This window comes from Microbacterium sp. LMI1-1-1.1, assembly GCF_040815675.1.
Lineage (GTDB): Bacteria > Actinomycetota > Actinomycetes > Actinomycetales > Microbacteriaceae > Microbacterium.
Genome location: NZ_JBFPNN010000001.1, coordinates 1,172,067 through 1,196,211, shown reverse-complemented (window position 1 = coordinate 1,196,211; position 24,145 = coordinate 1,172,067). Strand labels below are relative to the sequence as shown.

The following is a 24,145-nucleotide window of genomic DNA, read 5'->3' as shown; positions in this document are numbered from 1 at the left end:
GTCAAGGCGCTCGGACGGGGCGGGCCCCGCCCCTACGCTGGGGACATGGCTATCGCACGACTGACCGGAGGACCGCTCGACGGTCAGGTCATCCCCCTCGACAACGACTCCGACGACACCCTCGTCCTGCCCTACAGCGACGGGCAGATCGTCTACCGCCGCGACGGCGGTCTGGAGAACACCGGCGACGCCGACGGTCCGACCCAGGCGGTCTTCGCCTACGCGGAGGAGACCGAGGAGATCAACCGCGACGTGAACGAGCGCGACGATTGAGCGCAGACCCCGGGCACGGCTCCGCCTCGATCGAGGTGGAGTCCAAGTACGACGTCGATGAGGCGACCCCGCTTCCGGACTGGTCGTCGCTGCCCGGGATCGTCGCGGTCGGCGCGCCCGAGCCGCGCGACCTCGACGCCCGGTACGTCGACACCGCCGGTCTCGACCTCGCCCGCAACGGGGTCGCCGTGCGCCGCCGCCGCGGCGGTCCGGACGAGGGCTGGCACATGAAGGCCCCGGCGGAGGGCGGGCGGTCCGAGACCGGCTGGCCGATCGGTGAGGTCGCGGACGACGAGGCCGACCCCGTCGTGCCGGACGAGATCGTGGATGCCGTCTCCTCCTGGGCCGCGCCGCCCTTCGTGCCGCTGGCCCGGGTCCGCAACCACCGCACGGCGTACGCGCTCCGGGACGCCGACGGCGGGATGGTGGCCGAGTTCGTCGACGACCACGTCCGCGCGCGCGACGAGCGCAGCGGCACGGAGTCGTCGTGGCGCGAGTGGGAGGTCGAGCTCGGTCCCGCCGGACCGGAGGACGCCGCGCAGCGCGCCGCGTTCTTCGCCGCGGTCGATGCGGCGGTCTTCGCTGCCGGCGGCCGCCCGGCGTCGTCCGGCTCGAAGCTCGCACGCGCATTGGGACACTGACCTGCACATACGACGACGCCCGCCCGGAGAACCGGGCGGGCGTCGTCGTGTCGCGGGGCGATCAGAGGTTGATCATGTGTCCCGTGAGACCGTGGAAGGCCTCCTGGAGACCCTCGGACAGCGTCGGGTGCGTGTGCACGTTGCGCGCGGCCTCGAGAGCGGTGAGGTCCCACTTCTGCGCAAGCGTCAGCTCCGGCAGCAGCTCGGACACATCGGGGCCGATGAGGTGGCCGCCGAGCAGCTCGAGGTGCTCCGCGTCCGCGATCAGCTTGACGAAGCCGACCGGCTCGCCGAGGCCGTTCGCCTTGCCGTTGGCGGAGAACGGGAACTTGGCGACCTTGATCTCGTGACCGGCGTCACGCGCCTGCTGCTCGGTCAGGCCGAACGAGGCGACCTGCGGGTTGCAGAACGTGGCGCGCGGCATGTTGCGGTAGTCGCCGAGCGTCTGCGTCTCGGCACCGCCGATGGTCTCGGCGGCCACGACGCCCTGCGCCTCGGCCACGTGGGCCAGCTGCAGCTTGGCGGTGACGTCGCCGATCGCGTAGATGTGCGGCACGTTGGTGCGCATGAGGTCGTCGATGTCGATCGCACCGCGCTCGGTGAGCTTCACGCCGGTGTTCTCCAGGCCGAAGCCGTCGACCTTCGGGGCGAAGCCGATGGACATGAGCACGCGGTCGGCGTCGATCGAACCGGCGTTGCCGTCCTTGCCGGTGTACGCGACGGTGACCTTGTCGCCGTGGTCGGTGACCGACTCGACCTTGGTCGAGGTCAGGATGTCGACGCCGTAGCCCTTGTACTGCTTCTGGATCTCCTTCGAGACCTCGGCGTCCTCGTTGGGGAGGGCGCGGTCGAGGAACTCGATGATGGTCACCTTCACGCCGTAGTTCGTCATGACGTAGGCGAACTCCATGCCGATGGCGCCCGCGCCGACGATGACGATCGAGGAGGGGAGCTCGCGCGTGAGGATCTGCTCCTCGTACGTGACGACGTTCTCGGAGAGGGTGACGCCGGGGAGCAGGCGGACCGTCGAGCCCGTGGCGATGATGACGTTGTCGAAGGTGACCTGCTCCTTCGAGCCGTCGGTCTTGGTCACGTCGAGCGTGTGGTCGTCGACGAAGTGACCGCGACCCTCGTACTCGGTGACCTTGTTCTTCTTCATCAGGTAGTGGATGCCCTTGACGTGGCCGGCCGCGACGGACCGGCTGCGGTCGAAGGCCTTGCCGAAGTCGAAGTGCACGTCGCCCGAGATGCCGAAGAGGTCGGCCTTCGCGTGGAACGTGTGGGCGAGGTCGGCGTTGCGCAGCAGCGCCTTCGAGGGGATGCAGCCCACGTTGAGGCACACACCGCCCCAGTACTTCTCTTCGACGATCGCGACCGACAGCCCCAGCTGCGCGCCGCGCACGGCCGCGACGTACCCGCCGGGACCCGCACCAAGAATGACCAAGTCGTAATGAGGCATGGCTCCAGCCTATCGTCCGGGGGTGCCGGTCGAGCCGCCGTCGCCGGCTCCGCGGCGCCCGCGTGCGACGAAGAGATAGGCGATGGCACCGGCGACGATGAGGAGCGCCACCACGAGCAGGATCCACGGCAGCGGCGAGGCGTCCGACGCCTCCGCCGTGGCCGGGTCGGTGGCCTCCGGGGTGGCCGCCGGGGCAGCGGTCTCGGACGTCGTGGCGCTCGGCGACGCGGACGGGGCGGAGCTCGCCGTCTGGGTCGGGGTGGGCGCGGCGGCGGCGGCGGCGGGGACGGTGAAGGTGAAGTCGCCGGAGATCGGGTGGCCGTCGCTCGAGACGACGCGCCAGACGACGGAGACGACTCCGGATGCCGCCGGGCTGAGGGTCTGCGTGACCTCGGTGCCCGACACGACCGGTGCGGTCTCGGCGAGCGAGGCGCCCGTCTCGTCGGTCACCTGCACCTGCGTCGCGCCGTCCTCCGCGAGGATCTCGGCGCTGTAGGTCAGCGTGATCTCGGCGGGGACGGCGTCCAGGGTGGCGCCGGCGGCCGGGTCGCTGGACACAAGCTCGTCGTGCGCGGAGGCGGGGGCGGCGGTGGTGAGGACGGCGGCGGCGGCGAGGGCCGCTGCGGCCAGGAGAGCGGGGAGGAGGCGCCGACGCGGCGCGGCCGAGGAAGTCACTCCTCGACCCTAACCACCCCCGTTCGCACCCGGCTGGGAGCCGCGTCAAAGGGGTACCGCGCCGCCGGGGGCGGTTCTACCCTGAGCGCAGGCGGACGGCGGGTCCGTCGACGTCGACCCTTCGGAAGGAACGCTCATGGACGCGATGCGGATGATGCAGGAGAACGACAGCGCGACGATGTCGGCCATGGCCGAGATCGACCAGGACCTGCTGCAGGCCTGCCTGGACGCCTGCGCGGCCTGCGAGCAGGCGTGCACCGTCTGTTCGACCATGGAGATGTCGTGCGCGCCGGCCTGCATGAACTGCGCCGACATGTGCCACACGATGATGCGGTCGCTGCTGCGGATGCAGGGCATGACGCCGACGACGGCCATGGCGATGCTCGACGCCTGCATCGCGATGTGCCGTTCGTGCATGGACGAGTGCGCCGCGCACGCCGATCACAGCGCGGTCTGCGCGATGTGCGCCGAGTCGTGCCGCGCCTGCATGGACGCCTGCATGGCCCTGCGCGAGTCGATGCAGACGGCCTGACTCAGAGCCGGTCGAGTCGCGCGACGTTGAAGAGGCGTCCGGCGGCCCAGAGCGCGTGATAGCGCCCGTGCACCGCGACGGGCTCGCCCGCCACGGCCGAGGCGGCCGCTCCGGCCGCGTTCCACAGCCGCAGCTCGCTTCCGTCGAGAGCGTGCACGACCACCTCGCCGGCGGCGGCATCCGCGTGCGTCACGACGCCGTCGATCCATTCGGACGGGGTGGCGGCGACCACGCGCCGCTGCAGCAGGTGGACGGCGTGGCCGGGGGCGAACGACGAGCAGGCGGCACCCCGGGCGCACATGCAGGCGGCGACCGGGGTCGACGGTGCGGGCGTGGAACGGAGGTGCGGACTCGACACGATGGTCTCCTGCTCGGTAGGTTCGAGTGTCCCGTCAGGCTAGGCCGCCACCCGAACTGAGGTGCCCGACGCCGACATACGAGGACATACGACGACGCACCAGCACGGTCCGCGCCATGGTCGATACGACCGTTCTGCGCCGGAATCGATCGGCTATGGTGGAAATGAAGGAGAAGCCGTGGACGAGACCCGCCGATTCGAACGCGACGACATCCGTCGTGCCGCCGACGCCGCCCCCGCTGCGCGCGCGAACGACACGACGCAGACGTTCGGTCACGACGCCGACCTCTCCTTCGTGCCCTTCGGCGCCGACCTGAGCGAGGCCGAGCTCGAGGCGATCGAGGCGCTGCCCTCCGGGGCGGCCCTGCTCATCGTCCGCTCCGGCCCCACCACCGGCGCGCGCTACCTGCTCGACACCGACGTCACCACGGTCGGCCGTCACCCCGAGGCCGACATCTTCTTCGACGACGTCACCGTCTCGCGCCGGCACGCGGAGATCACCCGTCAGGGCGCCGCGTTCGAGATCGTCGACCAGCGCTCCCTCAACGGCAGCTACGTCAACGGCGAGCGGGTCGACCGCTCGGCGCTCGTCAACGGCGCCGAGGTGCGGATCGGCAAGTTCCGCCTGAACTTCTTCGTCTCGCCCGTCGATCTCGCCGCGGCAGAGCACTGATGGCGGCAGCCCCCGCCCGCGGTCGTCCCACGGCTGCGGGGCTGCTGAGTATCGGCCAGGTGCTGGCGCGCCTGACCCCCGAGTTCCCCGCGCTCACCTCGAGCAAGCTCCGCTTCCTCGAGGTGCAGGGCATCGTCTCGCCGACGCGCACCGACTCCGGGTACCGCAAGTTCTCGCCCGCCGACCTCGAGCGGCTGCGGTTGGCGCTCACCCTGCAGCGCGACCACTACCTCCCGCTCGCCGTCATCCGCGACTACCTCGAGGACCTGGATGCCGGCCGCAACCCGGCCCCGCCCACGGCCATGCCGTCGATGACCGCGGCCCCACGCCGCTATCGCCGCGACGAGCTGCTGTCGGCCTCCGGTGCCGCGCCGCAGCTGCTGAACGACGCCATCAGCACCGGTGTCGTCACCGCGGCGGAGTCCTATCCCGAGCAGACCGTGACCCTGCTGCGCGCGCTCGTCGCGCTGGACCGTCACGGCATCGAGCCGCGTCACGTGCGGTCGCTGCGGCAGAGCGCGGAGCGCGAGGCCTCCCTCGTCGAGTCCGCCCTCTCCGCCCTGCTGCGCCGCCCCGACGCCGCCTCGCGCGCCCGCGCGAGCGAGCTCGCCCCCGAGCTGGCCGCGCGGCTGGACGAGGTGCGGGCGATCTTCGTGCGCAGCGCCATCGACCGCGTGCTCTCCTGAGCGCGACACGCCGAATCGCTCGGGCGGATGTCGTTGCCGGGCGGGCATCGCTGATCTAGCGTGGAACCAATGACCCGACGAGGAGGGACGCGAGCATGACCGCTGGCGACACAGTCGGCGAACCCCGGTTCGCCACGGAACTCCTCTTCACCGACGGTCTGCCCGAGATGGACGACGACACGGGCTATCGCGGCGCCGTCGCGGCGCGCGCCGCCGGTATCAGCTACCGCCAGCTCGACTACTGGGCCCGCACCGAGCTCGTCGTCCCCACCGTCCGTGGAGCGAACGGCTCGGGCACGCAGCGCCTGTACGGCTTCCGCGACATCCTCGTGCTCAAGCTCGTCAAGCGCCTCCTCGACACCGGCATCTCGCTGCAGCAGATCCGCACCGCCGTCGACCAGCTCCGCGCCGCCGGCATCCGCGACCTGGCGGGCACGACGCTGATGAGCGACGGCGCCTCCGTCTACCTGTGCACCTCCAACGACGAGGTCATCGACCTCGTCAGCCGCGGCCAGGGCGTGTTCGGCATCGCCGTCGGCAAGGTCCTGCGCGAGGTCGAGTCGACGCTCGTCGACTTCGAGGCCGCCGCGCCCGAGGCCGTCGACGAGCTCGCCGCCCGTCGCGCGGCCCGCACCGCCTGACCACCACCGTCTTCGACGAGAAGGACCCCGGATGCCGCGGCATCCGGGGTCCTTCTCGTGACGACGCCTCAGGCGCGAGCGGCGTCGCCCTCGACGGGGATGCGGCCGGTCCGGACGATGCGGTCGAGCAGCGCGTCGAAGTCGGCGGCGAGCTCCTGGGCGGAGTCGCCGGGCCAGACGTGCAGCGGCTTTGCCGCACCCTGCGCCTGCTGGAGCGAGGTGCGCTCGGGCAGCTGCGGGTTGAGGACCAGCGGGCCGAACATGTCGCGGAGCTCCTTGATGCGGAACTGGTGCTCGATGGACTGCGGGCGGACGCGGTTGACCACGACGCCGAGCGGCTGCAGACGGGGGGAGAGGCCGCGACGGATCTCCTCGATGGCGCGCAGCGCGCGGTCGGCCGCGGCGACGGAGAACAGACCGGGCTCCGTGACGACGACGACGCGGTCGCTCGCCGCCCACGCGGTGCGCGTGAGGGCGTTCAGCGAGGGGGCGCAGTCGATGAGCACGAGGTCGTAGTCGGCCTCGATGGTGGCGAGGGCCTCCTCGAGCTTCCAGACGTCGCGGACGCTGGGGTGCGGGCCGTCGAAGTTGATCGCGGACGGGCTGCCGATGAGCACGTCGATCGTGCCGGGGTGGACCTTGGCCCAGCCGCTGGAGGTGATCGCCTGACGGACGACCTTCTCGCGCGGGTTCGCCAGCACATCGGCGATGTTGAGGCGTCCGGCGACCTGGATGTCCATGCCGGTCGACACGTCGGACTGCGGGTCGAGGTCGACGACGAGGGTGCGTACGCCACGCGCGAAGGCGGCGGAAGCCAGCCCGAGCGTCACGGTCGTCTTGCCGACCCCGCCTTTCAAAGAGCTGACGGAGAGTACGTGCACGAGCGTCTACGTTACCTTCCCCTAGGCTGTGAGCACATTCAGCTCCGCCAGCTTGACGTGAGGTGCGCATGTTCTCGAAGATCCTGGTCGCCAACCGCGGAGAGATCGCCATCCGCGCGTTCCGAGCCGCCTACGAGGTGGGAGCGCGCACGGTCGCGGTGTTCCCCTACGAGGACCGTGCCTCTCTGCACCGTCTCAAAGCGGACGAGGCCTACCTGATTGGGGAGCGCGGACACCCGGTGCGCGCCTATCTCGATGTCGACGAGATCATCCGCGTCGCGCTCGAGTGCGGGGCGGATGCCATCTACCCCGGGTACGGCTTCCTGTCCGAGAACCCGGAGCTGGCCGAGAAGGCCGCCGCCAACGGCATCACCTTCATCGGGCCGCCCGCCGAGGTGCTGTCCATGGCGGGGAACAAGGTCACCGCGAAGGAGCACGCGATCGCCGCCGGGGTGCCCGTGCTGCGCTCCACCGCGGCATCCGACGACATCGACCACCTCGTCGCGCAGGCGGACGAGATCGGCTTCCCCCTCTTCGCCAAGGCCGTCGCCGGCGGCGGCGGGCGGGGGATGCGTCGCGTGGAGTCGATCGGCGAGCTCGCCCCCGCTCTGGCCGAGGCCATGCGCGAGGCGCAGAGCGCCTTCGGCGACCCGCGGATGTTCCTCGAGCAGGCCGTTCAGCGTCCCCGTCACGTGGAGGTGCAGATCCTCGCGGATGCCGCGGGCGAGACGGTCCACCTCTTCGAGCGCGACTGCTCGGTGCAGCGTCGCCACCAGAAGGTCATCGAGATCGCGCCGGCGCCGAACCTGGACGACGCGATCCGCGCCGACCTGCACCGCTACGCCGTCGCCTTCGCCCGCTCGATCGGGTACCAGAACGCCGGGACCGTCGAGTTCCTGCTCGAGACGGCGGGACCGCGGGCCGGCGAGGTCGTCTTCATCGAGATGAACCCGCGCATCCAGGTCGAGCACACGGTGACCGAGGAGGTCACCGACGTCGACCTCGTGCAGTCGCAGATGCGCATCGCCGCCGGGCAGACCCTCTCGGAGCTGCACCTCACGCAGGACGAGATCCGCCTGCGCGGCGCCGCCCTGCAGTGCCGCATCACGACGGAGGACCCGACGCAGGGCTTCCGCCCCGACACGGGCAAGATCACCACCTACCGCTCTCCCGGCGGCGCGGGCATCCGCCTCGACGGCGGGACGACGGCGGCGGGCTCGCAGATCAGCCCGCACTTCGACTCGATGCTCGCGAAGCTGTCGTGCCGCGGCCGCGACTTCGGCGCCGCCGTCGCGCGCGCCCGCCGCGCCCTCGCGGAGTTCCGCATCCGCGGCGTCTCGACCAACATCCCGTTCCTGCAGGCGGTGCTGGACGACCCGGCCTTCGTCGCGGGCGACCTCAGCACGTCCTTCATCGACGAGCGCCCGGAGCTGCTGCGCGGACGGGAGTCCAAGGACCGCGGCACGAAGATCCTCTCCTGGCTCGTCGACACCACGGTCAACCGGCCGCACGGCGAGAACCCCGTGTCGGTGGATCCCGCGACCAAGCTCCCGCCGCTCGACACGACCCGGCCCGCTCCGGCCGGGTCCCGCCAGCGCCTGCAGGAGCTGGGGCCGGCGGGCTTCGCCCGCGCGCTGCGCGAGCAGACCGCGCTGGCGGTCACCGAGACGACGTTCCGCGACGCGCACCAGTCCCTGCTGGCGACGCGGGTCCGCACCCGCGACCTCGTCCGCGTGGCCCCGCACGTCGCACGGATGACGCCGCAGCTGCTGTCCGTGGAGGCCTGGGGCGGCGCGACCTACGACGTCGCCCTCCGGTTCCTCGGCGAGGACCCGTGGGAGCGGCTCGACGCTCTCCGCAGCGCGCTGCCGAACGTGGCCATCCAGATGCTGCTGCGGGGACGCAACACCGTGGGCTATACGCCCTACCCGACGCAGGTGACGGACGCTTTCGTGAGCGAGGCCGCGGCATCCGGGGTCGACATCTTCCGCATCTTCGACGCGCTCAACGACGTTTCGCAGATGCGGCCGGCGATCGACGCCGTCCTGAGCGCCGGCACCGCCGTCGCGGAGGTCGCGGTCTGCTACACGGGCGACCTGCTGAACCCGTCCGAGGACTTCTACACCCTCGACTACTACCTGCGTCTGGCCGAGCAGATCGTCGACGCGGGCGCGCACGTCCTCGCGATCAAGGACATGGCGGGGCTGCTGCGTCCGGCGGCCGCGGCCCGCCTGGTCGCGGCGCTGCGCGAGCGCTTCGACCTGCCGGTGCACGTGCACACGCACGACACCGCCGGGGGGCAGCTCGCCACGCTGCTCGCCGCCTCGGCGGCGGGGGCCGACGCGGTCGACGCCGCCGCGGCGCCCATGTCGGGCACGACCAGCCAGCCCTCCCTCTCGGCGCTGGTCGCCGCGCTCGCCCACACGGAGCGGGACACGGGGCTCGACCTCGACGCGGTGTCGGACCTCGAGCCGTACTGGGAGTCGGTGCGTCACCTCTACCGCCCGTTCGAGTCGGGCCTGCCCGGTCCCACCGGCCGCGTGTACCGTCACGAGATCCCCGGCGGGCAGCTGTCGAACCTGCGGCAGCAGGCGATCGCCCTCGGGCTCGCCGACGACTTCGAGCTCATCGAGGATCTGTACGCCGCGGCCGACCGCATCCTCGGCCGGGTGCCCAAGGTGACGCCGTCGTCGAAGGTGGTGGGCGACCTGGCCCTGCACCTCGCGGCGGTGAAGGCCGACCCCGACGACTTCGAGCGCCACCCCGAGCGGTACGACGTCCCCGACTCCGTCGTGTCCTTCATGGCCGGCGAGCTCGGCGACCTGCCGCGCGGCTGGCCCGAGCCGTTCCGTTCGAAGGTCCTCGCCGGGCGCGAGGTCAAGACGGGCGTGACGCCCCTGACCGACGACGACGCGGCGGCCCTCGCCGGCGACGCCGCCACGCGGCGCGCGCGCCTGAACACGCTGCTGTTCCCCGGGCCCACCCGCACCTTCGCCCAGATGCGCGAGACCTACGGCGACCTCAGCGTCCTCGACACGGCGGACTACCTCTACGGCCTGCGTCCCGGCGGCGAGCACATCGTGGAGATCGAGCGCGGCGTCCAGCTCTTCGTCGGGCTGGAAGCCATCGGCGACGCGGACGACAAGGGCATGCGGACGGTCATGACCACGCTGAACGGCCAGCTGCGGCCGGTGTTCGTCCGCGACCGGTCGATCGAGGTGGAGGCGCGCCAGGCGGAGAAGGCCGACACGTCCAAGCCGGGTCAGGTCGCCGCACCGTTCTCCGGCGTGGTGACCGTGAAGGCGACGGCGGGGGACCGCGTCCGCGCGGGACAGGCCGTCGCGTCGATCGAGGCGATGAAGATGGAGGCGGCGATCACGTCGCCCGTCGACGGGACGATCGAAAGGATCGCGGTGCGGGCGACGCAGCAGGTCGAGGCCGGTGACCTTTTGCTCACCGTCCGTCCCTCGCAGTAACGTGGAAGGGGGCGCTTCTCGCGCCCTCTTCCCGTTTGGAGACCGCAGTGACGCCCGACCGCCTCGACGAGACCCCCGAGGAGAACGCCGAACACGGCGTCCTCGACGACAGCGGAACCCTCGACACGGCCAGCATCTCGATCCTCGGCGGGCACATCGCCCAGGTGAACGTCAGCCTCCCGTCCACGGTCGACGACGATCGTGACGACGACGTCGTCGAGGACGAGCTCCCCGTCGACGACATCGTGATCCCGGATGCCGCCCCCGCGCTGCCGCACGGCGAGGACGAGGCCGCGTCGGCCCCGGTGGTCGAGGCCCACATCGACGAGGTCCCGACCGGCGACATCATCCTCGAGCCGCACACCCTCGACGACGGTCACGACACTGCGCACCACGACGGCCGTGACGGCGAGGACGAGGTCGTCGATGCCGAGCTCGTGTCCGAGGACCACCTCGACGAGGGCGGCGACGACGCGTCTCCCGCACCGGATGCCGACGCGGCCGCGGGGGAGGACCCCGACCCGTCCGCCTCCGCGGACGCCGGGCAGGATGACGTCGGGGCCGATGCGGACGCCGCCCTCGCCGCGGCCGAGGCGGACGCCTTCACGGAAGCGCCGGACGACGCGGACGTCGTCGAGTCCGTCGACGCGTACGAGTCCGTCACGGAGAGCGGCGACGACGTCGCACCGGCCGACGGCATCGACGGGACTTCCGTCGACGCGCCCTCCGCCGCGCCCGCGCAGCAGAACGCCGAGCCCGTCGCCGCCCCCGAGCAGCACGACGACGCGCCCGCGGAGCCGCTGACCCGCGCTCCGTGGGTCGCCCCCGAGGAGGGCGGCGTCACGGCCGCGGTCGCCGACGCGCCGTCCGACGAGGCGGGGGAGTCTGCTCCCGCGCCCGCCGCCGAGCCGGCATCCGTGCCCTTCGCCGCCACCGAGCCGGCGTCCGAGGCCGCCGCCGCCGCGCCGGCATCCGAGCCCTCCGCCGCCGCGCCGGCATCCGTGCCCTTCGCCGCCGCGCGCGCCGCGGAGCCCGCGGTCGCTCCGGCTGTCGAGCCCGACGCGCCCGCGGCGGCGCCGAGCGCGCAGCCCGTGGCCCCCGCCGCCGAGCGCGCCCCCCAGCCGGAGGCGCAGAACGCCGCCGCCGCGGCATCCCCTCCCGCCCCCGCCACGCGCCGGGCCGCCACCGGCGTCATCGGCACCGTCCCGCTGACGCGTCGCGAGGTGCACCAGGCGGACGAGGCCGCCCGGGTGGATCGCGCCCATGCGATGGAGCGCGTCCGCACGTCGGCGCCCGAGGTGACGCTGTCGTCCAAGCGCCTCGGCGAGCTCGACGACACCCGCGAGAGCCCCGATCTGCTCACCGCCGATCGGCTGCTCGACCCGCGGCAGATCGCCCGCCCGGAGCCCGAGGGCCTGTGGCAGCAGCTCGTCTACTCGCTGTCGCGCCACCGGATCAACCTCGGCGACGGCCGCCGTGCCCGCGCGCGCAAGGAGCTGGATCGCCGCATCTCGTCGCCGCTGCCCGGCGGCGCGCGGTTCGTCCCGGTGCTCTCCCGCAAGGGCGGGGTCGGCAAGACCACCGTCACGGCCCTCCTCGGGATGGCCCTCGCCGACGCCCGCGACGACCGCATCATCGCGGTCGACGCCAACCCCGACCGCGGGACCCTCGCCGATCGCGTCGGCCGGCCGAACGGCCGCACGGTGCGCGACCTGGTCCGCGCCCGCGACGAGGTCACCGGCTACGCGGACGTGTCCTCGATCGTCGCCCGCGACGCGACCCGCCTGGACGTGCTCGCCTCCGACGCCGACCCCCGGGTCAGCGAGGCCTTCAGCGACGACGACTACCGCGACGTCGCCACCGTGGCCGCCCACTACTACTCGATCGTCCTCACCGACACCGGCACGGGCATCGTCCACTCGGTGATGGGGGCGACGCTCGAGCAGTCCGACAGTCTCGTCATCGTCGCCGGTCTTTCGGTGGACGAGGCGCGCCTGGCATCCGAGACGCTCACCTGGCTCGAGACCAACGGGTACGCGGACCGCGTGCGCGACGCGGTCGTCGTGCTGAACAACGCGCGACCCGGCACCCCGCTGGTCCGCGAGAGCGAGCTCGAGACGCACTTCCGCACGCGCGTGCGCGCGGTCATCCGGATGCCGTACGACCCGCTCATCGCCACCGGCAGCGCGATCTCGTTCCGCGACCTTCAGCCCGGCACCCGTCAGGCCGCCCGCGAGCTCGCGGCGGCCGTGGTCGAGGGCCTGCGCTCCCCGGCGGCCGCAGCATGACCGTCCGGCAGATCCGCTTCTTCGGCGACCCCGTCCTGCGGGCGCCCAGTGCACGCATCGAGACGATCGACGACGGCGTCCGCGCCCTCGTGCAGGACCTCCTCGACACCGTCGAGCCGCCCGGACGCGCGGGCGTCGCGGCCCCGCAGATCGGCGTGGGCCTGCGGGCGTTCAGCTACAACATCGACGGCGACATCGGCTACGTGCTCAACCCGGAGCTCGTCGAGACCCGCGGCGAGCCCGAGCCGGTGGGGGAGGGATGCCTCTCGGTCCCGGGCCTGTGGCACGAGGCGCTGCGGTACCCCTGGGCCAAGGTCGTCGGCACCGACCTCGACGGCAACGAGGTCGTGCTCGAGGGGGACGGCCTGCTCGCGCAGGCGCTGCAGCACGAGACCGACCATCTCGACGGGATGCTCTACCTGTCGCGGCTCCCCGCGGAGACCCGCCGCGAGGCGATGAAGCAGATCCGCGAGAGCGACTGGTTCTGACCCGCGCCGCTTCCGCTCCGGAGCGCGGCCGGTGCCGGTGGCATCCCTCCGCCGGAGTGTCGCGGTGCCGACGCAGGCGATGCGTCCGGAACAGGCGCTACCGTGCCGGATCGGCCTGCGCCGGCGATTCTTCCTGTCGCGGTGACGCGGGAGACGACGCGGCCCGGCTCGAGGAGCCGGGCCGCGTGCGTGCTCAGGGAAGCGAGACGTTCGTCGTGTTGATCGGCACGGCGTAGATGTCCTCGATCGTCTCGGCGAAGTCGGACACGATGACGTTGCGCTTGATGCTCATCTTCGGGGTGAGGTGACCGCTGGCCTCCGTCCACTCCGTCGCGAGGATCTCGAACTTGCGGATGGACTCGGCGCGCGAGACGGCCGTGTTGGCGCGGTCGATGGCGCTCTGCACTTCGGCGCGCACCTTCTCGTTCGCGGCCGCATCCTTCAGCGACATGTCGGCGGGCAGGCCGTTGTTCGCCAGCCACGTCGGCAGCATCTCGGAGTCGAGGGTGACGAGCGCGGAGATGAACGGCTTCTGGTCGCCCACCACGACGACCTGGCCCACGATCGGGTTGGCGCGGATGGGGTCCTCGAGCGCCGCGGGGGCGACGTTCTTGCCGCCGGCGGTGACGATGATCTCCTTCTTACGGCCCGTGATGGTGAGGAAGCCGTCCGCGTCGAAGGCGCCGATGTCCCCCGTCTTGAACCAGTCGCCGTCGAACGCCTCGGCGGTCGCCTCGGGGTTGCGCCAGTACTCGGAGAAGACGTTGATGCCGCGCACCTGGATCTCGCCGTCGTCCGCGACGCGGACCCCGACGCCGGGGAGCACGGGACCGACGGTGCCGATCTTTGACTTCGAGGCGAGGTTGACCGTCGCCGGTGCCGTCGTCTCGGTCAGGCCGTACCCCTCGAGGATGACGACGCCGAGACTGCGGAAGAAGTGGCCGAGACGCGGGCCGAGCGGAGCGGATCCGGAGACGGCGTAGACAACGCGCCCGCCCATGGCGTCACGGAGCTTCGAGTAGACGAGCTTGTCGAAGAGGGTGAACTTGAGCTTGAGCCCGAGGGGGATGCTGCGGCCGTCCTGCTCGCGCTGGGAGTGCTCGACCGCCACGGCGGCGGCGGCGCGGAAGATCTTGCCCTTCCCGCCGGCCTCGGCCTTCTGCTCCGCGGAGTTGTAGACCTTCTCGAACACGCGCGGCACGGCCAAAAGGAACGACGGCCGGAACGTGCCGAGCGCAGGCAGCAGCTGCTTGGTGTCGGGCTGATGACCGGTCTTGACTCCCGCGTGCACGTTCAGCAGCGAGATGAACCGCGCGAAGACGTGGGCGGTCGTGACGAAGAGGAGGGTCGACGCGTCCGGCGTCTCCACGACCTCGTGGAGCGCCTTGGCGGAGTTGCGTGCGAGCTCGACGAAGTTGCTGTGGGTGAGGACGCAGCCCTTCGGCCGTCCGGTGGAGCCCGAGGTGTAGATGAGCGTCGCGATGTCCGAGCCATTGGCGAGCGCGCGGCGGCGCTGGACCTCGGCGTCGTCGACGCCGGCGCCCTGCGCGACGAGGGCGTCGAGCCCGCCGCCGTGCATGGTCCACACCTCGCGGATGAGCGGGAGGTCCCCGCGCACCTCGCCGAGCCGCGACTCGTGCTCGGCCGTCTCCACGATCGCGGCGACGGCACCCGAGTCGGACAGGATCCAGGAGATCTGCGACGGCGAGCTGGTCTCGTACACCGGGACCATGACGGCGCCGGCGTAGAACAGCGCGAAGTCGACGAGGGTCCAGTCGTACGTCGTGCGGGCGATGAAGGCCACCTTGTCGCCGGGGGCGACGCCCGCGGCGACGAAGCCCTTGGCCAGCGCGATGACCTGACTCTCGAACGCGGCGGCGGAGACGTCACGCCAGCCGCCCGCGTCGGGGACGGCGAACAGCGCGCGGTCGGGGGTCGCAGCGACCCGCTCGGCGAGCAGGTCGGACACGTTCGCGCTCGGGTCGGCGGGGACGACGGGGGCAAGGTCGAAGTGGATCACGGCAACTCCTTCGGTACCGGAAAAGATCATCGATCGGTGCGACGAGTCTATCCGCATGGATGCGGCGTCCCCGCCGTCACACAGGGTCCGCGGCGGGCTGCGCCGGATGACTAGACTGCTTCGGGCCGTGCTACGGGGCGGGCCGGAGGGGAGCGCTGTGCGCAACGTCGGGATCGACATCGGTGGCACGAAGATCGCCGGAGGCGTCGTCGAGGAGGACGGCACCATCGTCGAGAAGCTGCGGGTGGACACCCCCATCGACCCCGCCGCCCTCGTCGATGCCGTCGTCGACATGGCCGAGCATCTGCGCCGGGCGCACGAGATCCACGCGATCGGCGTCGCCGCCGCCGGGTTCATCAGCCTCGACCGCAGCACCGTCATCCACGCCCCCAACATCGACTGGCACGACGAGCCGCTGCGCGCCCGCCTGGAGGACCGGCTCGGGGCCCCGGTCACGATCGAGAACGACGCCAACGCCGCCGGCTGGGGCGAGTACCGCTTCGGCGCGGGCCAGGGCGTGCACGACATGGTCATGCTGACGATGGGGACGGGCGTCGGCGGGGCGATCATCACCGGGGGCGAGCTGTTCCGCGGCGGTCACGGCATCGGCGGCGAGCTCGGCCACATGCGATTCGTCCGCGGCGGGCTTCCCTGCGGGTGCGGCCAGAACGGATGCCTCGAGCAGTACGCGTCGGGACGCGCCCTGCAGCGCGAGGCCAACGCCATCGCCGACGGCGGCGGCATCGGCGCTGCCCTCGCGGCGGTCCGCGAGGAGCGCGGAGCGATCCCCGGGCCCGCTGTCTCGCGTCTCGTGCTGGCGGGGGACGCCGGCGCGATCGAGGCGCTCCGTCGCGTGGCGACGGCGCTGGGCGAGGCGTGCGGCGGATTCCAGGCCGTGCTCGACCCCGAGCTCTTCGTCATCGGCGGCGGCGTCGCCCAGCTCGGGGCCGACCTGCTCGCGCCGGTGCAGCTGGCCTACGAGACGTCGCTCCCGGGGTACGGTGAGCGTCCCGTCGCGCAGTTCACGATCGCGCGTCTGGGCAACGACGCCGGCCTCATCGGGGTCGCCGACCTCGCCGGGAAGGACCGCTGACGATGTTCTACTGGCTCATGAAGTACGTGGTGATCGGCCCGGTCATCAAGGCCGTCTTCCGCCCGTGGGTCGTGGGCCGGCGGAACATCCCCCGGGAGGGCGCGGCGATCCTCGCCAGCAACCACCTGTCGTTCTCGGACTCGATCTTCCTTCCCCTGATGATCGACCGGCGGATGGCGTTCCTCGCCAAGAGCGACTACTTCACGGGCCGCGGCCTCAAGGGCTGGGCCACGCGGGTCTTCTTCACCGCGACCGGCCAGCTGCCGATCGACCGGTCCGGCGGCAAGGCGTCGGAGGCATCCCTCAACACCGGCCTCGGCGTGCTGGGACGCGGGGAGCTGCTCGGCATCTACCCCGAGGGCACGCGCAGCCCCGACGGCACGCTGTACCGCGGGCGCACGGGCATCGCCCGCATGGCGCTGGAGGCGCGCGTGCCGGTCGTCCCCGTGGTGATGGTCGACACCGGCGCCGTCATGCCCATCGGCCACCGCCTGCCACGGGTGGGCCGCGTCGGCATCGTCATCGGGGAGCCGCTGGACTTCTCCCGCTTCGAGGGGATGGAGAGCGACCGCTACATCCTCCGGTCGGTCACGGACGAGATCATGGTCGCCCTGCAGCGCCTCGGCGAGCAGCGGTACGAGGACGTCTACGCCTCGACCGTGAAGGACCGTCTCGCGACGGCGCAGGCGGCGAAGGCGCCCGCGGCGCGCCACTAGACTTGCGGGGTGAATCAGCAGCTCCACGAACTCGACCACTGGCGAACCCTGCCCATCAAGCAGCAGCCGAAGTGGTATGACGAGTCCGCTGTCGCTGCGGCGTCCGCGGAGCTGGCGACCCTGCCCCCGCTCGTCTTCGCCGGCGAGGTCGACATCCTCCGCGACCGTCTCGCCCGCGCGGCCGCCGGCCAGGCGTTCCTGCTGCAGGGCGGCGACTGCGCCGAGACCTTCGCGGGAGCCACGGCCGAGCAGATCCGCAACCGCATCAAGACCGTCCTGCAGATGGCCGTCGTGCTCACCTACGGGGCGTCCATGCCGGTGGTCAAGATGGGCCGCATGGCGGGCCAGTTCGCCAAGCCGCGCTCCAGCGACACCGAGACGCGCGGCGATGTGACGCTTCCGGCCTACCGCGGCGACATCGTCAACGGCTACGACTTCACCGAGGAGTCGCGCAAGGCGGACCCGGCGCGTCTGCTGAAGGGCTACCACACGGCCGCGTCGACGCTGAACCTCATCCGCGCGTTCACCCAGGGCGGCTTCGCCGACCTCCGCGAGGTCCACAGCTGGAACAAGGGCTTCGCCAGCACGCCCGCCAACCAGGCCTACGAGCGTCTCGCCACCGAGATCGATCGCGCGATCAAGTTCATGGAGGCGGCCGGCGCCGACTTCGACGAGCTCACCCGCGTCGAGTTCTACACCGGCCACGAGGGCCTGCTCATGGATTACGAGCGGCCCATGACGCGCATCGACTCGCGTACCGGCCTGCCGTACAACACCTCGTCGCACTTCCAGTGGATCGGGGAGCGCACGCGTGAGCTCGACGGCGCGCACGTCGACTACTTCTCCAAGATCCGCAACCCGATCGGCGTCAAGCTGGGTCCGACCACGACGACCGACACCGCGCTCGCCCTGATCGACAAGCTCGACCCGGAGCGCGAGCCCGGTCGCCTGACGTTCATCACGCGCATGGGCGCGGGCAAGATCCGCGACGCGCTGCCGCCGCTGCTCGAGGCCGTCCGCGACTCCGGTGCGACGCCCCTGTGGGTCACCGACCCGATGCACGGAAACGGCATCACGACGCCGACCGGCTACAAGACGCGCCGGTTCGACGACGTGGTGGACGAGGTCCGCGGCTTCTTCGAGGCGCACCGCGCCGTCGGGACGCACCCGGGCGGCATCCACGTCGAGCTCACCGGCGACGACGTCACCGAGTGCCTGGGCGGGTCGGAGCAGATCGACGAGGCCACCCTCGCGACGCGCTACGAGAGCCTGTGCGACCCGCGCCTGAATCACCGTCAGAGCCTCGAGCTGGCGTTCCTCGTGGCCGAGGAGCTCGAGAAGCGCTGAGCCCCGCGACAGAGGAGGCCCCGACCGTCCGGTCGGGGCCTTCGTCGTCACCGGCGCGTCCGGCGAGGGCGCGCGCCGGGGTCAGAGCGTGGGGGTGAGGGTGATCGTCGCACCCTGCGGGGCGGTCGAGCCCGCCGCGGGGTTGGTGGCGCGCACCTTGTAGATGTCCCAGTAGCGGAAGCCGAGGGGGAGCGTCCCGTCCTCGATGCCGGCGTTGACCTCGAAGCCGAGGCCCTGCAGCTGCGCCACCGCGTCGCGGATGGACTTGCCGATGACGTTCTCGGGGATCTGCACGGGACGCGGGCCGATGGACACCCGCAGGGTCACCGTGTCGCCGGGCCGCCAGTTGCCGCCGCCGGAGCGGGCGTCGTAGGAGATGACGTCGCCGGAGTCGACGCTGTTGCTGTACTCCTCGACGCGGGTCGACTGCAGCTCGACGTCGTCGAGGGCGCGCTCCGCCTGGCCGGCGGTCAGTCCCACGACGTCGGGGATCGGGCCGAGCGAGACGACCATCGAGGCGGTGTCGCCCTCGTACACGGTGCAGCCGTCGGTGCAGGCGAAGGGCTCGGCGCCGGAGCGCGGGGTGATCGTGACCCCGAGCACGGCGCCCTCGTCGGCGTCGGTGAACTCCGTCGCCTCGTCGCCGACCGTGACGACGGCGGACTCCAGGATGCCGCGCACCTCGTCCGCCTGCACCCCGGCGAGGCCGGGGATCTGGTGGGTGGCGGGGCCGACCGACACGAAGACCGTCACGACGCTGTCCTTGTCGACCCGCTGCCCGGCGGCCGGGTCGCTGCCGACCGTGGTGCCGGCCGGGACGTCGAAGTCGTTCACCTCCTGCGGCTGCGCCTGCAGCTGCTCCAGGGCGAGGGCGGTGGCGGCGTCGTCGAAGCTGCGCTGCGCCACGTCGGGGACGGCCACGAGCGAGCCGGGGCCCGAGCCGAACCACCAGCCGAGGCCCGCCGCGGATCCGGCGAGCAGCAGCACGAGGGCGACGATCCAGGCGCCGCGAGCGGTGCGGCGCCGCGTGCGGGCCCGGAGGTGAGTGGCGTTGTCGTGGTCGTCGACGGAGGCCTGGGGGAGCGATGCGGTCTGCGGGAGGACCTTGGTGAGCTCGCGCGACTCGGCCGCCGTCGCGGGCGTGGCGATGCCGACTGACACCGCGCGGGCGACCTGCGGCGCGAGCCCCAGCTCCTTCTCGACCTCGCGCAGACGGGAGAGCATGGTTCCGGCGTCGACGGGCCGGTCGTCGGGGGAGCGCTCCGTCGACCACAGCACGAGCTCGTCGAGCTGCTCGGGGACGGTGGAGACCTTCGCGCTCGGGCGCGGCACGGAGTCGGTGGCGTGCTGATAGGCGATCTGCATCGGCTGCTCGCCCTTGTAGGGCTGCTCGCCGGTGAGCATCTCGTAGAGCATGATGCCGAGCGAGTAGATGTCGCTGCGGGCGTCGGCGGTGCCGCGCGTGACGAGCTCGGGCGCGAGGTAGGCGATCGTGCCCATCAGCTGCGCGCCGCTGGCGGTGTTCGCGGTCGTGGCCCGCGCCAGGCCGAAGTCGCCGATCTTGATGCGGCCGTCCTCGGCGAGCAGCACGTTCTCCGGCTTGACGTCGCGGTGGACGATGCCCGCGCGGTGCGCGGCGGCCAGCCCGGACAGGATGGCATCCATGATCGTCAGGGTCTGATCGACCGTGAGCCGGCGCTGCTCGCGCAGCAGCTCGCGGAGGGTGATGCCGGGGAGGTACTCCATGACCAGGTAGGCCATCTCGCCGTCCTGGCCCTGGTCGAAGACGTTCACGACGTGCGGATCCGCCAGCCGGGCCGCCGAGCGCGCCTCCTGGATGAACCGGCTCTGGAACACGGTGTCGTCGCTCAGGTGGCCGTGCATGACCTTGAGTGCCACGCGGCGCTCGAGGCGCAGGTCGGTCGCGACGTACACGGTCGCCATGCCGCCGCGCGCGATGCGCGCACGGACCCGGTACCGGCCGTCGACGAGACGGCCGATCAGCGGGTCGGCCTGCTGACTCGTGCTCACGGGGAGAGTCTACGGAGCGCCTCCTGTGAGCTCGGGGAGCGGCTCACCCCCAAAGCCGCATGCATGCTCAGCCGAGCGCGGCCAGCCAGACCGTCGCGGGCTGCTCCCACTGCCCGTAGCGGTCCGGATAGGCGGAGATCTGCACCGCCTGGGCGGCGTCGGCGTACGGCAGGACCTCCCAGCCCGGGATGTCGACGAGGCCGAGAGTGACGGTCCCGCCGGCGTCCGCGACGCCGAGGAAGAACGCCCGCGTCGCGTAGTCGGGATCCATCAGCTGCTCCGGTGCGCCCCATCCGGTGCTCGGCCGCTGCTGGAACAGGCCGACGGAGTCGCGGTCGCCCCAGTCGAGGTTGCGCAGCCAGGACTCCTGCATCGCGGTGCCGAGGGCGATGGCGATGCCGCGCTCGGGCACGCCGAGCTCGCGGCCGATGCGGATGATCGTCCGCGCGTTGGCGCTCTGCTCGGCGTCGAGTCCCGGCGCGAGGACGGGGGCGACGGATGCCACGGCGACCATGCCGCTCGGGATCTGCAGCGTCTCGCCGGGGTAGATGATCGACGCCCGGGTCAGGCCGTTGGCCGAGAGGACGGCGTCGAGCCCGACGCCGTGGGCGGAGGCGATCCCCGAGAGCGTGTCGCCCGCGCGGACCTCGTAGGCCGCGGCCGGCGCAGGCGCCGGGGCGGGGGCGGCGGCGGGTGCCGAGAGCACCAGCTCCTGGCCCGGCCGGATGATGCTCGACCAGCCGAGGCCGTTGGCCGCGAGGACCGCGTTCGTGTCGAGGCCGTACCGCGCCGCGATGGACGACACGGTGTCGCCGGACTGGACGACGTGGACCGCGGGAGCGGGCAGAGCGGCCACGCGCGGTGCGAGGGTCGTCGGCACCGGATGCGGGCCGGGGAGGGTCGCCGGGGCGGGCGCCGGCGGGACGGCATGGGCCGCGTGCTCGCCCGCCAGGGCGAGCGCGATGGAGCCGGCCAGGGCGGCGGGGGCGGATACAGGGAGGCGTCGTCGCATGGTGGGGGATTCCGTTCTTCCGACTGCCGACACGTTGCCACGGACCTGTTGCGAGTGTCAACGCGTGTGACTGATGTGACTCGTGTGACCAAGCAGCCCTCGGCTGGTGTGGAAAGGGCGGGGAAGGGATGCCACCGGCCGGTGCCGCGAGACCGCGGCATCCCGAGCCCTCGTCGGTGAGAGACTGGGAGCGTGACCGACTCTTCACGCTACGAGACCGACTGGCTGGCCCTTCCCGACCTCGTGGAGGTGCTGGGGGAGTCGCTCGGCCGCGTCCGGCGCCTGCTGGACGACCACTACCTCATCGGCTCGCGTCGCAACGGCGTGCTGCAGGTGCCTTCCGTCTTCATCGTCGACGGCCGTCCGCTGTCGTCGCTGCGCGGGACGGCGATCGTGCTCCACGACGTCGGCTTCGACGACGACGAGGCGATCGACTGGCTGCTCACGCCGGAGGACACCATCGGCGTCGCCCCCATCGAGGCGCTGCTCGCGGGTCGCAAGAGCGAGGTCCGGCGGGTCGCCGCCACCCTCGCCTGAGACCGTGTCCCCTTCTGTGCGGGTTCGGAGGCGTGGACCTGCACGAAAGGGGACATGCCTAGCCGGGTCCGGCTGAGCTGCGGCGCCCGCCTGTTATGAGGTGCGCTGGGTCGCCGCGCGGGCGAGCTCGCGCAGCTCGTTGACCGCGGCGTCGCCGAGACGCGCGCCGGAGAGGGCGCGGTCCGCGCGACGCGCGTACTCGGCGATGAGCTCCTCCGTGCGGGCGAGAGCGCCCGTGTCGACGATCGTCCGCTGCAGGGCCGCGATCTGGGCGGCATCCAGGTCCGGGTCGCCGAGGAGCTCGTCGACCGTGCGCCGCGCTCCGGCGTCGAGCCGTTCGCGGGCGTAGGCGACGAGGACGGTGCGCTTGCCCTCGCGGAGGTCGTCGCCGGAGGGCTTGCCCGTGACGGCGGTGTCGCCGAAGACGCCGAGCACGTCGTCGCGCAGCTGGAAGGCCATGCCGACGTCGTGCCCGAAGCGTCCGAGCGCGTCGAGCTGGTCGCCCTCGGCTCCGGCCAGCGCCGCGCCGATCTGCAGGGGCTGCTGGATGCTGTAGCGGGCCGACTTGTACGAGGCCACGCGCAGCGCGCGGTCGGCGTGGTCGCCGTCGGGGTGGACGACGTAGGCGGACTCCTCGGCGACGTCGAGGAATTGGCCGATCGTCACGTCGCGACGCATGTGGGCGTAGTGCCGCCGGGTCGCGGCGGCGGTGGCGGCGGCATCCGTCAGTCCCTCCTCGAGGAGGTCGTCGCTCCAGGCCACGAGCAGGTCGCCGAGGAGCACCGCGCCCGAGCGCCCGAAGGCGGCGGGGTCGGTCGCCCACCCGGCGGCACGGTGCGCGGCCTCGAGCGCGCGATGCGCGGCGGGCTGTCCGCGGCGGGTGTCCGAGTTGTCGATGATGTCGTCGTGGACGAGGGCCGCGGCGTGGAAGACCTCGAGGGATGCCGCGACGGCGACGAGCGCGGGGATCAGGGCGGCGGGGGCCGGGCGGCGGTGCTCCTCCACAGCCCTCCACCCGGAGATGCAGAATCGTGCGCGCAGACGCTTCCCGCCCTGCAGAGCGGCGGCGCCCGCACGTGTCATCGTCTCGGCCTCGGGCCCCAGAGAGGCGGCGAACGATAGCTGGTCGGAGAGGAAGTTGTCGAGTCGCTGAGAAACAGCCTCGATCGGTTCCGAGGAGGGCGGCACGGGCCTAGCCTAGTGATCTACGCCGCGCGTAAGATCGACGGTACGAGCAAAAGAGGGGGATGCATGCCACTCTCCGAACAGGAGCAGCGCCTGCTGGACGAGATGGAGCGCCATCTCATGAGCAACGACGCGGATGTCGTCACGGCTCCCGGGCGTGCCCTCAGTTATCGCAACATCGTCATCGGCTCGATCCTCGTGCTCGCCGGACTCGGCGCCCTCATCGCGGGCGTGTCCATCGGCTTCAACACGGGCTTCCTCGGGATCGCCGTCGGCGTCGTGGGCTTCCTCGTCATGCTCGGCGGTGTGGTCTTCGCGGTCACCCCGACGCGCGGCGCCGCGCAGACGGCGTCCGCACCCAAGGCGGCCTCGTCCCGCGCCCCCCGCGCCTCCGGCTCGTCCTTCATGGACCGCATGAACGAGCGCTGGGATCGTCGCAACGAAGGTCGCTGACCCTCCACCCCCCTCCACTCCAAACACCGGCTCTTCGGAGCCGGTGTTTTTTTGTGCCCGCGAGGTTCTCTCCCGCGTCTTTCCGGGGCTCGCGCGCCTCGCGAGGTGGCCCGCGGCGTGGGTGCAGAGAGTACACGGGGGAGCGTTCGCCCAGAAGAGGCTGAGTGACGATGGCTAAGTGGAGGGCAGTGGAGTAAAGTGGGGGAAACTTCGCTGGCCGGACGAAGGGGGGTGTGTCCCGGATGCTGCTCGGCACGCACACGCCCAAGCTCGACGACAAAGGTCGGGTCATCCTGCCCGCGAAGTTCCGGGACGATCTCGGCGCCGGTGTGGTGATCACCCGGGGGCAGGACCGCTGCCTCTACGTGTTCAGCACGGAGGAGTTCGAGCGCGTCCACGAGCGGATCCGCGAGGCCCCGCTCAGCAACAAGCAGGCCCGCGACTTCCTGCGCATGTTCCTCTCGGGGGCCAGCGCCGAGAAGCCCGACAGCCAGAACCGCATCACCGTTCCGCCGGCCCTCCGGGCCTACGCGGGCCTGGGGCGCGAGCTGGTCGTCACCGGAGTCGGCGCCCACGCCGAGATCTGGGACGCGGAGGCGTGGAACACCTACGCCGAGAGCAACGAAGAGACGTACGCCGAGATGGAGCAGGAGGTGATCCCCGGACTGTTCTGATCCTCG

General features: G+C 72.0%; 23 protein-coding genes. 15 read left to right on the top strand and 8 right to left on the bottom strand.

Annotated elements, in window-relative coordinates; translation table 11 throughout:
- Positions 1-45 precede the first annotated feature (45 nt).
- On the top strand, positions 46-273 hold the full coding sequence (locus tag MRBLMI1_RS05610) for a response regulator (protein ID WP_367727426.1): 228 nt from the start codon (positions 46-48) through the stop codon (positions 271-273).
- The gene (locus MRBLMI1_RS05605) at positions 270-914 is read left to right on the top strand and encodes a CYTH domain-containing protein (RefSeq protein WP_367727425.1); all 645 of its coding nucleotides are present in this window, start codon (positions 270-272) and stop codon (positions 912-914) included. The genes MRBLMI1_RS05610 and MRBLMI1_RS05605 overlap by 4 nt, the downstream gene beginning before the upstream one ends.
- Positions 915-975: 61 nt before the next feature.
- On the opposite strand, the gene lpdA is transcribed toward MRBLMI1_RS05605, so the two are convergent.
- Both lpdA and MRBLMI1_RS05595 read right to left on the bottom strand, forming a co-directional pair.
- Positions 976-2,373: a dihydrolipoyl dehydrogenase gene (gene lpdA, locus MRBLMI1_RS05600; RefSeq protein ID WP_367727424.1), complete on the bottom strand. Its 1,398-nt coding sequence runs from the start codon at positions 2,371-2,373 to the stop codon at positions 976-978.
- A gap of 9 nt (positions 2,374-2,382) precedes the next feature.
- Positions 2,383-3,048 carry a copper resistance CopC family protein gene (locus tag MRBLMI1_RS05595; RefSeq protein ID WP_367727423.1) on the bottom strand — a complete coding sequence of 222 codons (666 nt, stop codon included), beginning with the start codon at positions 3,046-3,048 and terminating at the stop codon, positions 2,383-2,385.
- A 136-nt stretch (positions 3,049-3,184) separates the two neighbouring features.
- On the opposite strand from MRBLMI1_RS05595, the gene MRBLMI1_RS05590 reads away from it, so the two are divergent.
- Positions 3,185-3,580, top strand: a complete 396-nt coding sequence (locus MRBLMI1_RS05590) for a hypothetical protein (protein WP_367727421.1) — start codon at positions 3,185-3,187, stop codon at positions 3,578-3,580.
- A gap of 1 nt (position 3,581) precedes the next feature.
- Here MRBLMI1_RS05590 and MRBLMI1_RS05585 read toward each other — a convergent pair whose 3' ends face one another.
- A complete protein-coding gene (locus tag MRBLMI1_RS05585; RefSeq protein ID WP_367727419.1) occupies positions 3,582-3,938 on the bottom strand; it encodes a hypothetical protein in 357 nt (118 codons plus the stop codon).
- Positions 3,939-4,116: 178 nt separating this feature from the next.
- Here MRBLMI1_RS05585 and MRBLMI1_RS05580 point away from each other — a divergent pair, with 178 nt between their 5' ends.
- The 3 genes from MRBLMI1_RS05580 to MRBLMI1_RS05570 all read left to right on the top strand — a co-directional run bounded on the left by MRBLMI1_RS05580 (position 4,117) and on the right by MRBLMI1_RS05570 (position 5,938).
- Complete coding sequence (locus MRBLMI1_RS05580; protein WP_367727418.1) at positions 4,117-4,611, top strand: FHA domain-containing protein; 495 nt, start codon at positions 4,117-4,119, stop codon at positions 4,609-4,611.
- Entirely contained in the window at positions 4,611-5,297 is a 687-nt protein-coding gene (locus MRBLMI1_RS05575) for a MerR family transcriptional regulator (RefSeq protein WP_367727416.1), read from the top strand. The genes MRBLMI1_RS05580 and MRBLMI1_RS05575 overlap by 1 nt, the downstream gene beginning before the upstream one ends.
- Positions 5,298-5,392: 95 nt before the next feature.
- Positions 5,393-5,938, top strand: a complete 546-nt coding sequence (locus tag MRBLMI1_RS05570) for a MerR family transcriptional regulator (RefSeq protein ID WP_367727415.1) — start codon at positions 5,393-5,395, stop codon at positions 5,936-5,938.
- Between the two features lie 68 nt (positions 5,939-6,006).
- Here the strand turns inward: MRBLMI1_RS05570 and MRBLMI1_RS05565 are convergent, their stop codons facing one another.
- Positions 6,007-6,819 carry a ParA family protein gene (locus MRBLMI1_RS05565; RefSeq protein WP_367727414.1) on the bottom strand — a complete coding sequence of 271 codons (813 nt, stop codon included), beginning with the start codon at positions 6,817-6,819 and terminating at the stop codon, positions 6,007-6,009.
- A gap of 68 nt (positions 6,820-6,887) precedes the next feature.
- Here MRBLMI1_RS05565 and MRBLMI1_RS05560 point away from each other — a divergent pair, with 68 nt between their 5' ends.
- From MRBLMI1_RS05560 to def, 3 genes are read left to right on the top strand one after another with little or no spacing between them, the layout of a single operon-like run.
- Positions 6,888-10,295 (top strand): pyruvate carboxylase, encoded by a 3,408-nt coding sequence (locus MRBLMI1_RS05560; RefSeq protein WP_367727413.1) that lies wholly within the window; start codon positions 6,888-6,890, stop codon positions 10,293-10,295.
- Between the two features lie 47 nt (positions 10,296-10,342).
- Entirely contained in the window at positions 10,343-12,583 is a 2,241-nt protein-coding gene (locus tag MRBLMI1_RS05555) for a MinD/ParA family ATP-binding protein (protein WP_367727409.1), read from the top strand.
- Positions 12,580-13,071, top strand: a complete 492-nt coding sequence (gene def / locus MRBLMI1_RS05550; protein ID WP_367727408.1) for a peptide deformylase — start codon at positions 12,580-12,582, stop codon at positions 13,069-13,071. The genes MRBLMI1_RS05555 and def overlap by 4 nt, the downstream gene beginning before the upstream one ends.
- 193 nt (positions 13,072-13,264) lie before the next feature.
- Here def and MRBLMI1_RS05545 read toward each other — a convergent pair whose 3' ends face one another.
- Positions 13,265-15,121, bottom strand: coding sequence for an AMP-dependent synthetase/ligase (locus MRBLMI1_RS05545; protein WP_414685793.1), 1,857 nt, complete (start codon positions 15,119-15,121; stop codon positions 13,265-13,267).
- 127 nt (positions 15,122-15,248) lie between these two features.
- On the opposite strand from MRBLMI1_RS05545, the gene MRBLMI1_RS05540 reads away from it, so the two are divergent.
- The 3 genes from MRBLMI1_RS05540 to MRBLMI1_RS05530 are packed head-to-tail and all read left to right on the top strand — an operon-like array spanning position 15,249 to position 18,247.
- Positions 15,249-16,184: an ROK family glucokinase gene (locus tag MRBLMI1_RS05540; RefSeq protein WP_367727405.1), complete on the top strand. Its 936-nt coding sequence runs from the start codon at positions 15,249-15,251 to the stop codon at positions 16,182-16,184.
- Positions 16,185-16,186: 2 nt separating this feature from the next.
- Complete coding sequence (locus MRBLMI1_RS05535) at positions 16,187-16,900, top strand: lysophospholipid acyltransferase family protein (protein WP_367727404.1); 714 nt, start codon at positions 16,187-16,189, stop codon at positions 16,898-16,900.
- Between the two features lie 9 nt (positions 16,901-16,909).
- Entirely contained in the window at positions 16,910-18,247 is a 1,338-nt protein-coding gene (locus MRBLMI1_RS05530) for a class II 3-deoxy-7-phosphoheptulonate synthase (protein WP_367727402.1), read from the top strand.
- A gap of 81 nt (positions 18,248-18,328) precedes the next feature.
- Here the strand turns inward: MRBLMI1_RS05530 and pknB are convergent, their stop codons facing one another.
- Both pknB and MRBLMI1_RS05520 read right to left on the bottom strand, forming a co-directional pair.
- On the bottom strand, positions 18,329-20,278 hold the full coding sequence (gene pknB, locus MRBLMI1_RS05525) for a Stk1 family PASTA domain-containing Ser/Thr kinase (RefSeq protein WP_367727398.1): 1,950 nt from the start codon (positions 20,276-20,278) through the stop codon (positions 18,329-18,331).
- A 67-nt stretch (positions 20,279-20,345) separates the two neighbouring features.
- The gene (locus MRBLMI1_RS05520; RefSeq protein ID WP_367727396.1) at positions 20,346-21,290 is read right to left on the bottom strand and encodes a LysM peptidoglycan-binding domain-containing protein; all 945 of its coding nucleotides are present in this window, start codon (positions 21,288-21,290) and stop codon (positions 20,346-20,348) included.
- Between the two features lie 192 nt (positions 21,291-21,482).
- Between MRBLMI1_RS05520 and MRBLMI1_RS05515 the strand changes: the two genes are divergently transcribed.
- Positions 21,483-21,827: an Rv2175c family DNA-binding protein gene (locus MRBLMI1_RS05515; protein WP_367727386.1), complete on the top strand. Its 345-nt coding sequence runs from the start codon at positions 21,483-21,485 to the stop codon at positions 21,825-21,827.
- A gap of 93 nt (positions 21,828-21,920) precedes the next feature.
- Here MRBLMI1_RS05515 and MRBLMI1_RS05510 read toward each other — a convergent pair whose 3' ends face one another.
- On the bottom strand, positions 21,921-23,015 hold the full coding sequence (locus MRBLMI1_RS05510) for a polyprenyl synthetase family protein (RefSeq protein ID WP_367727378.1): 1,095 nt from the start codon (positions 23,013-23,015) through the stop codon (positions 21,921-21,923).
- A gap of 63 nt (positions 23,016-23,078) precedes the next feature.
- On the opposite strand from MRBLMI1_RS05510, the gene MRBLMI1_RS05505 reads away from it, so the two are divergent.
- Entirely contained in the window at positions 23,079-23,465 is a 387-nt protein-coding gene (locus MRBLMI1_RS05505) for a DUF3040 domain-containing protein (protein WP_367727370.1), read from the top strand.
- A gap of 242 nt (positions 23,466-23,707) precedes the next feature.
- Positions 23,708-24,139 (top strand): division/cell wall cluster transcriptional repressor MraZ, encoded by a 432-nt coding sequence (mraZ, locus tag MRBLMI1_RS05500; RefSeq protein ID WP_367727680.1) that lies wholly within the window; start codon positions 23,708-23,710, stop codon positions 24,137-24,139.
- Positions 24,140-24,145 lie beyond the last annotated feature (6 nt).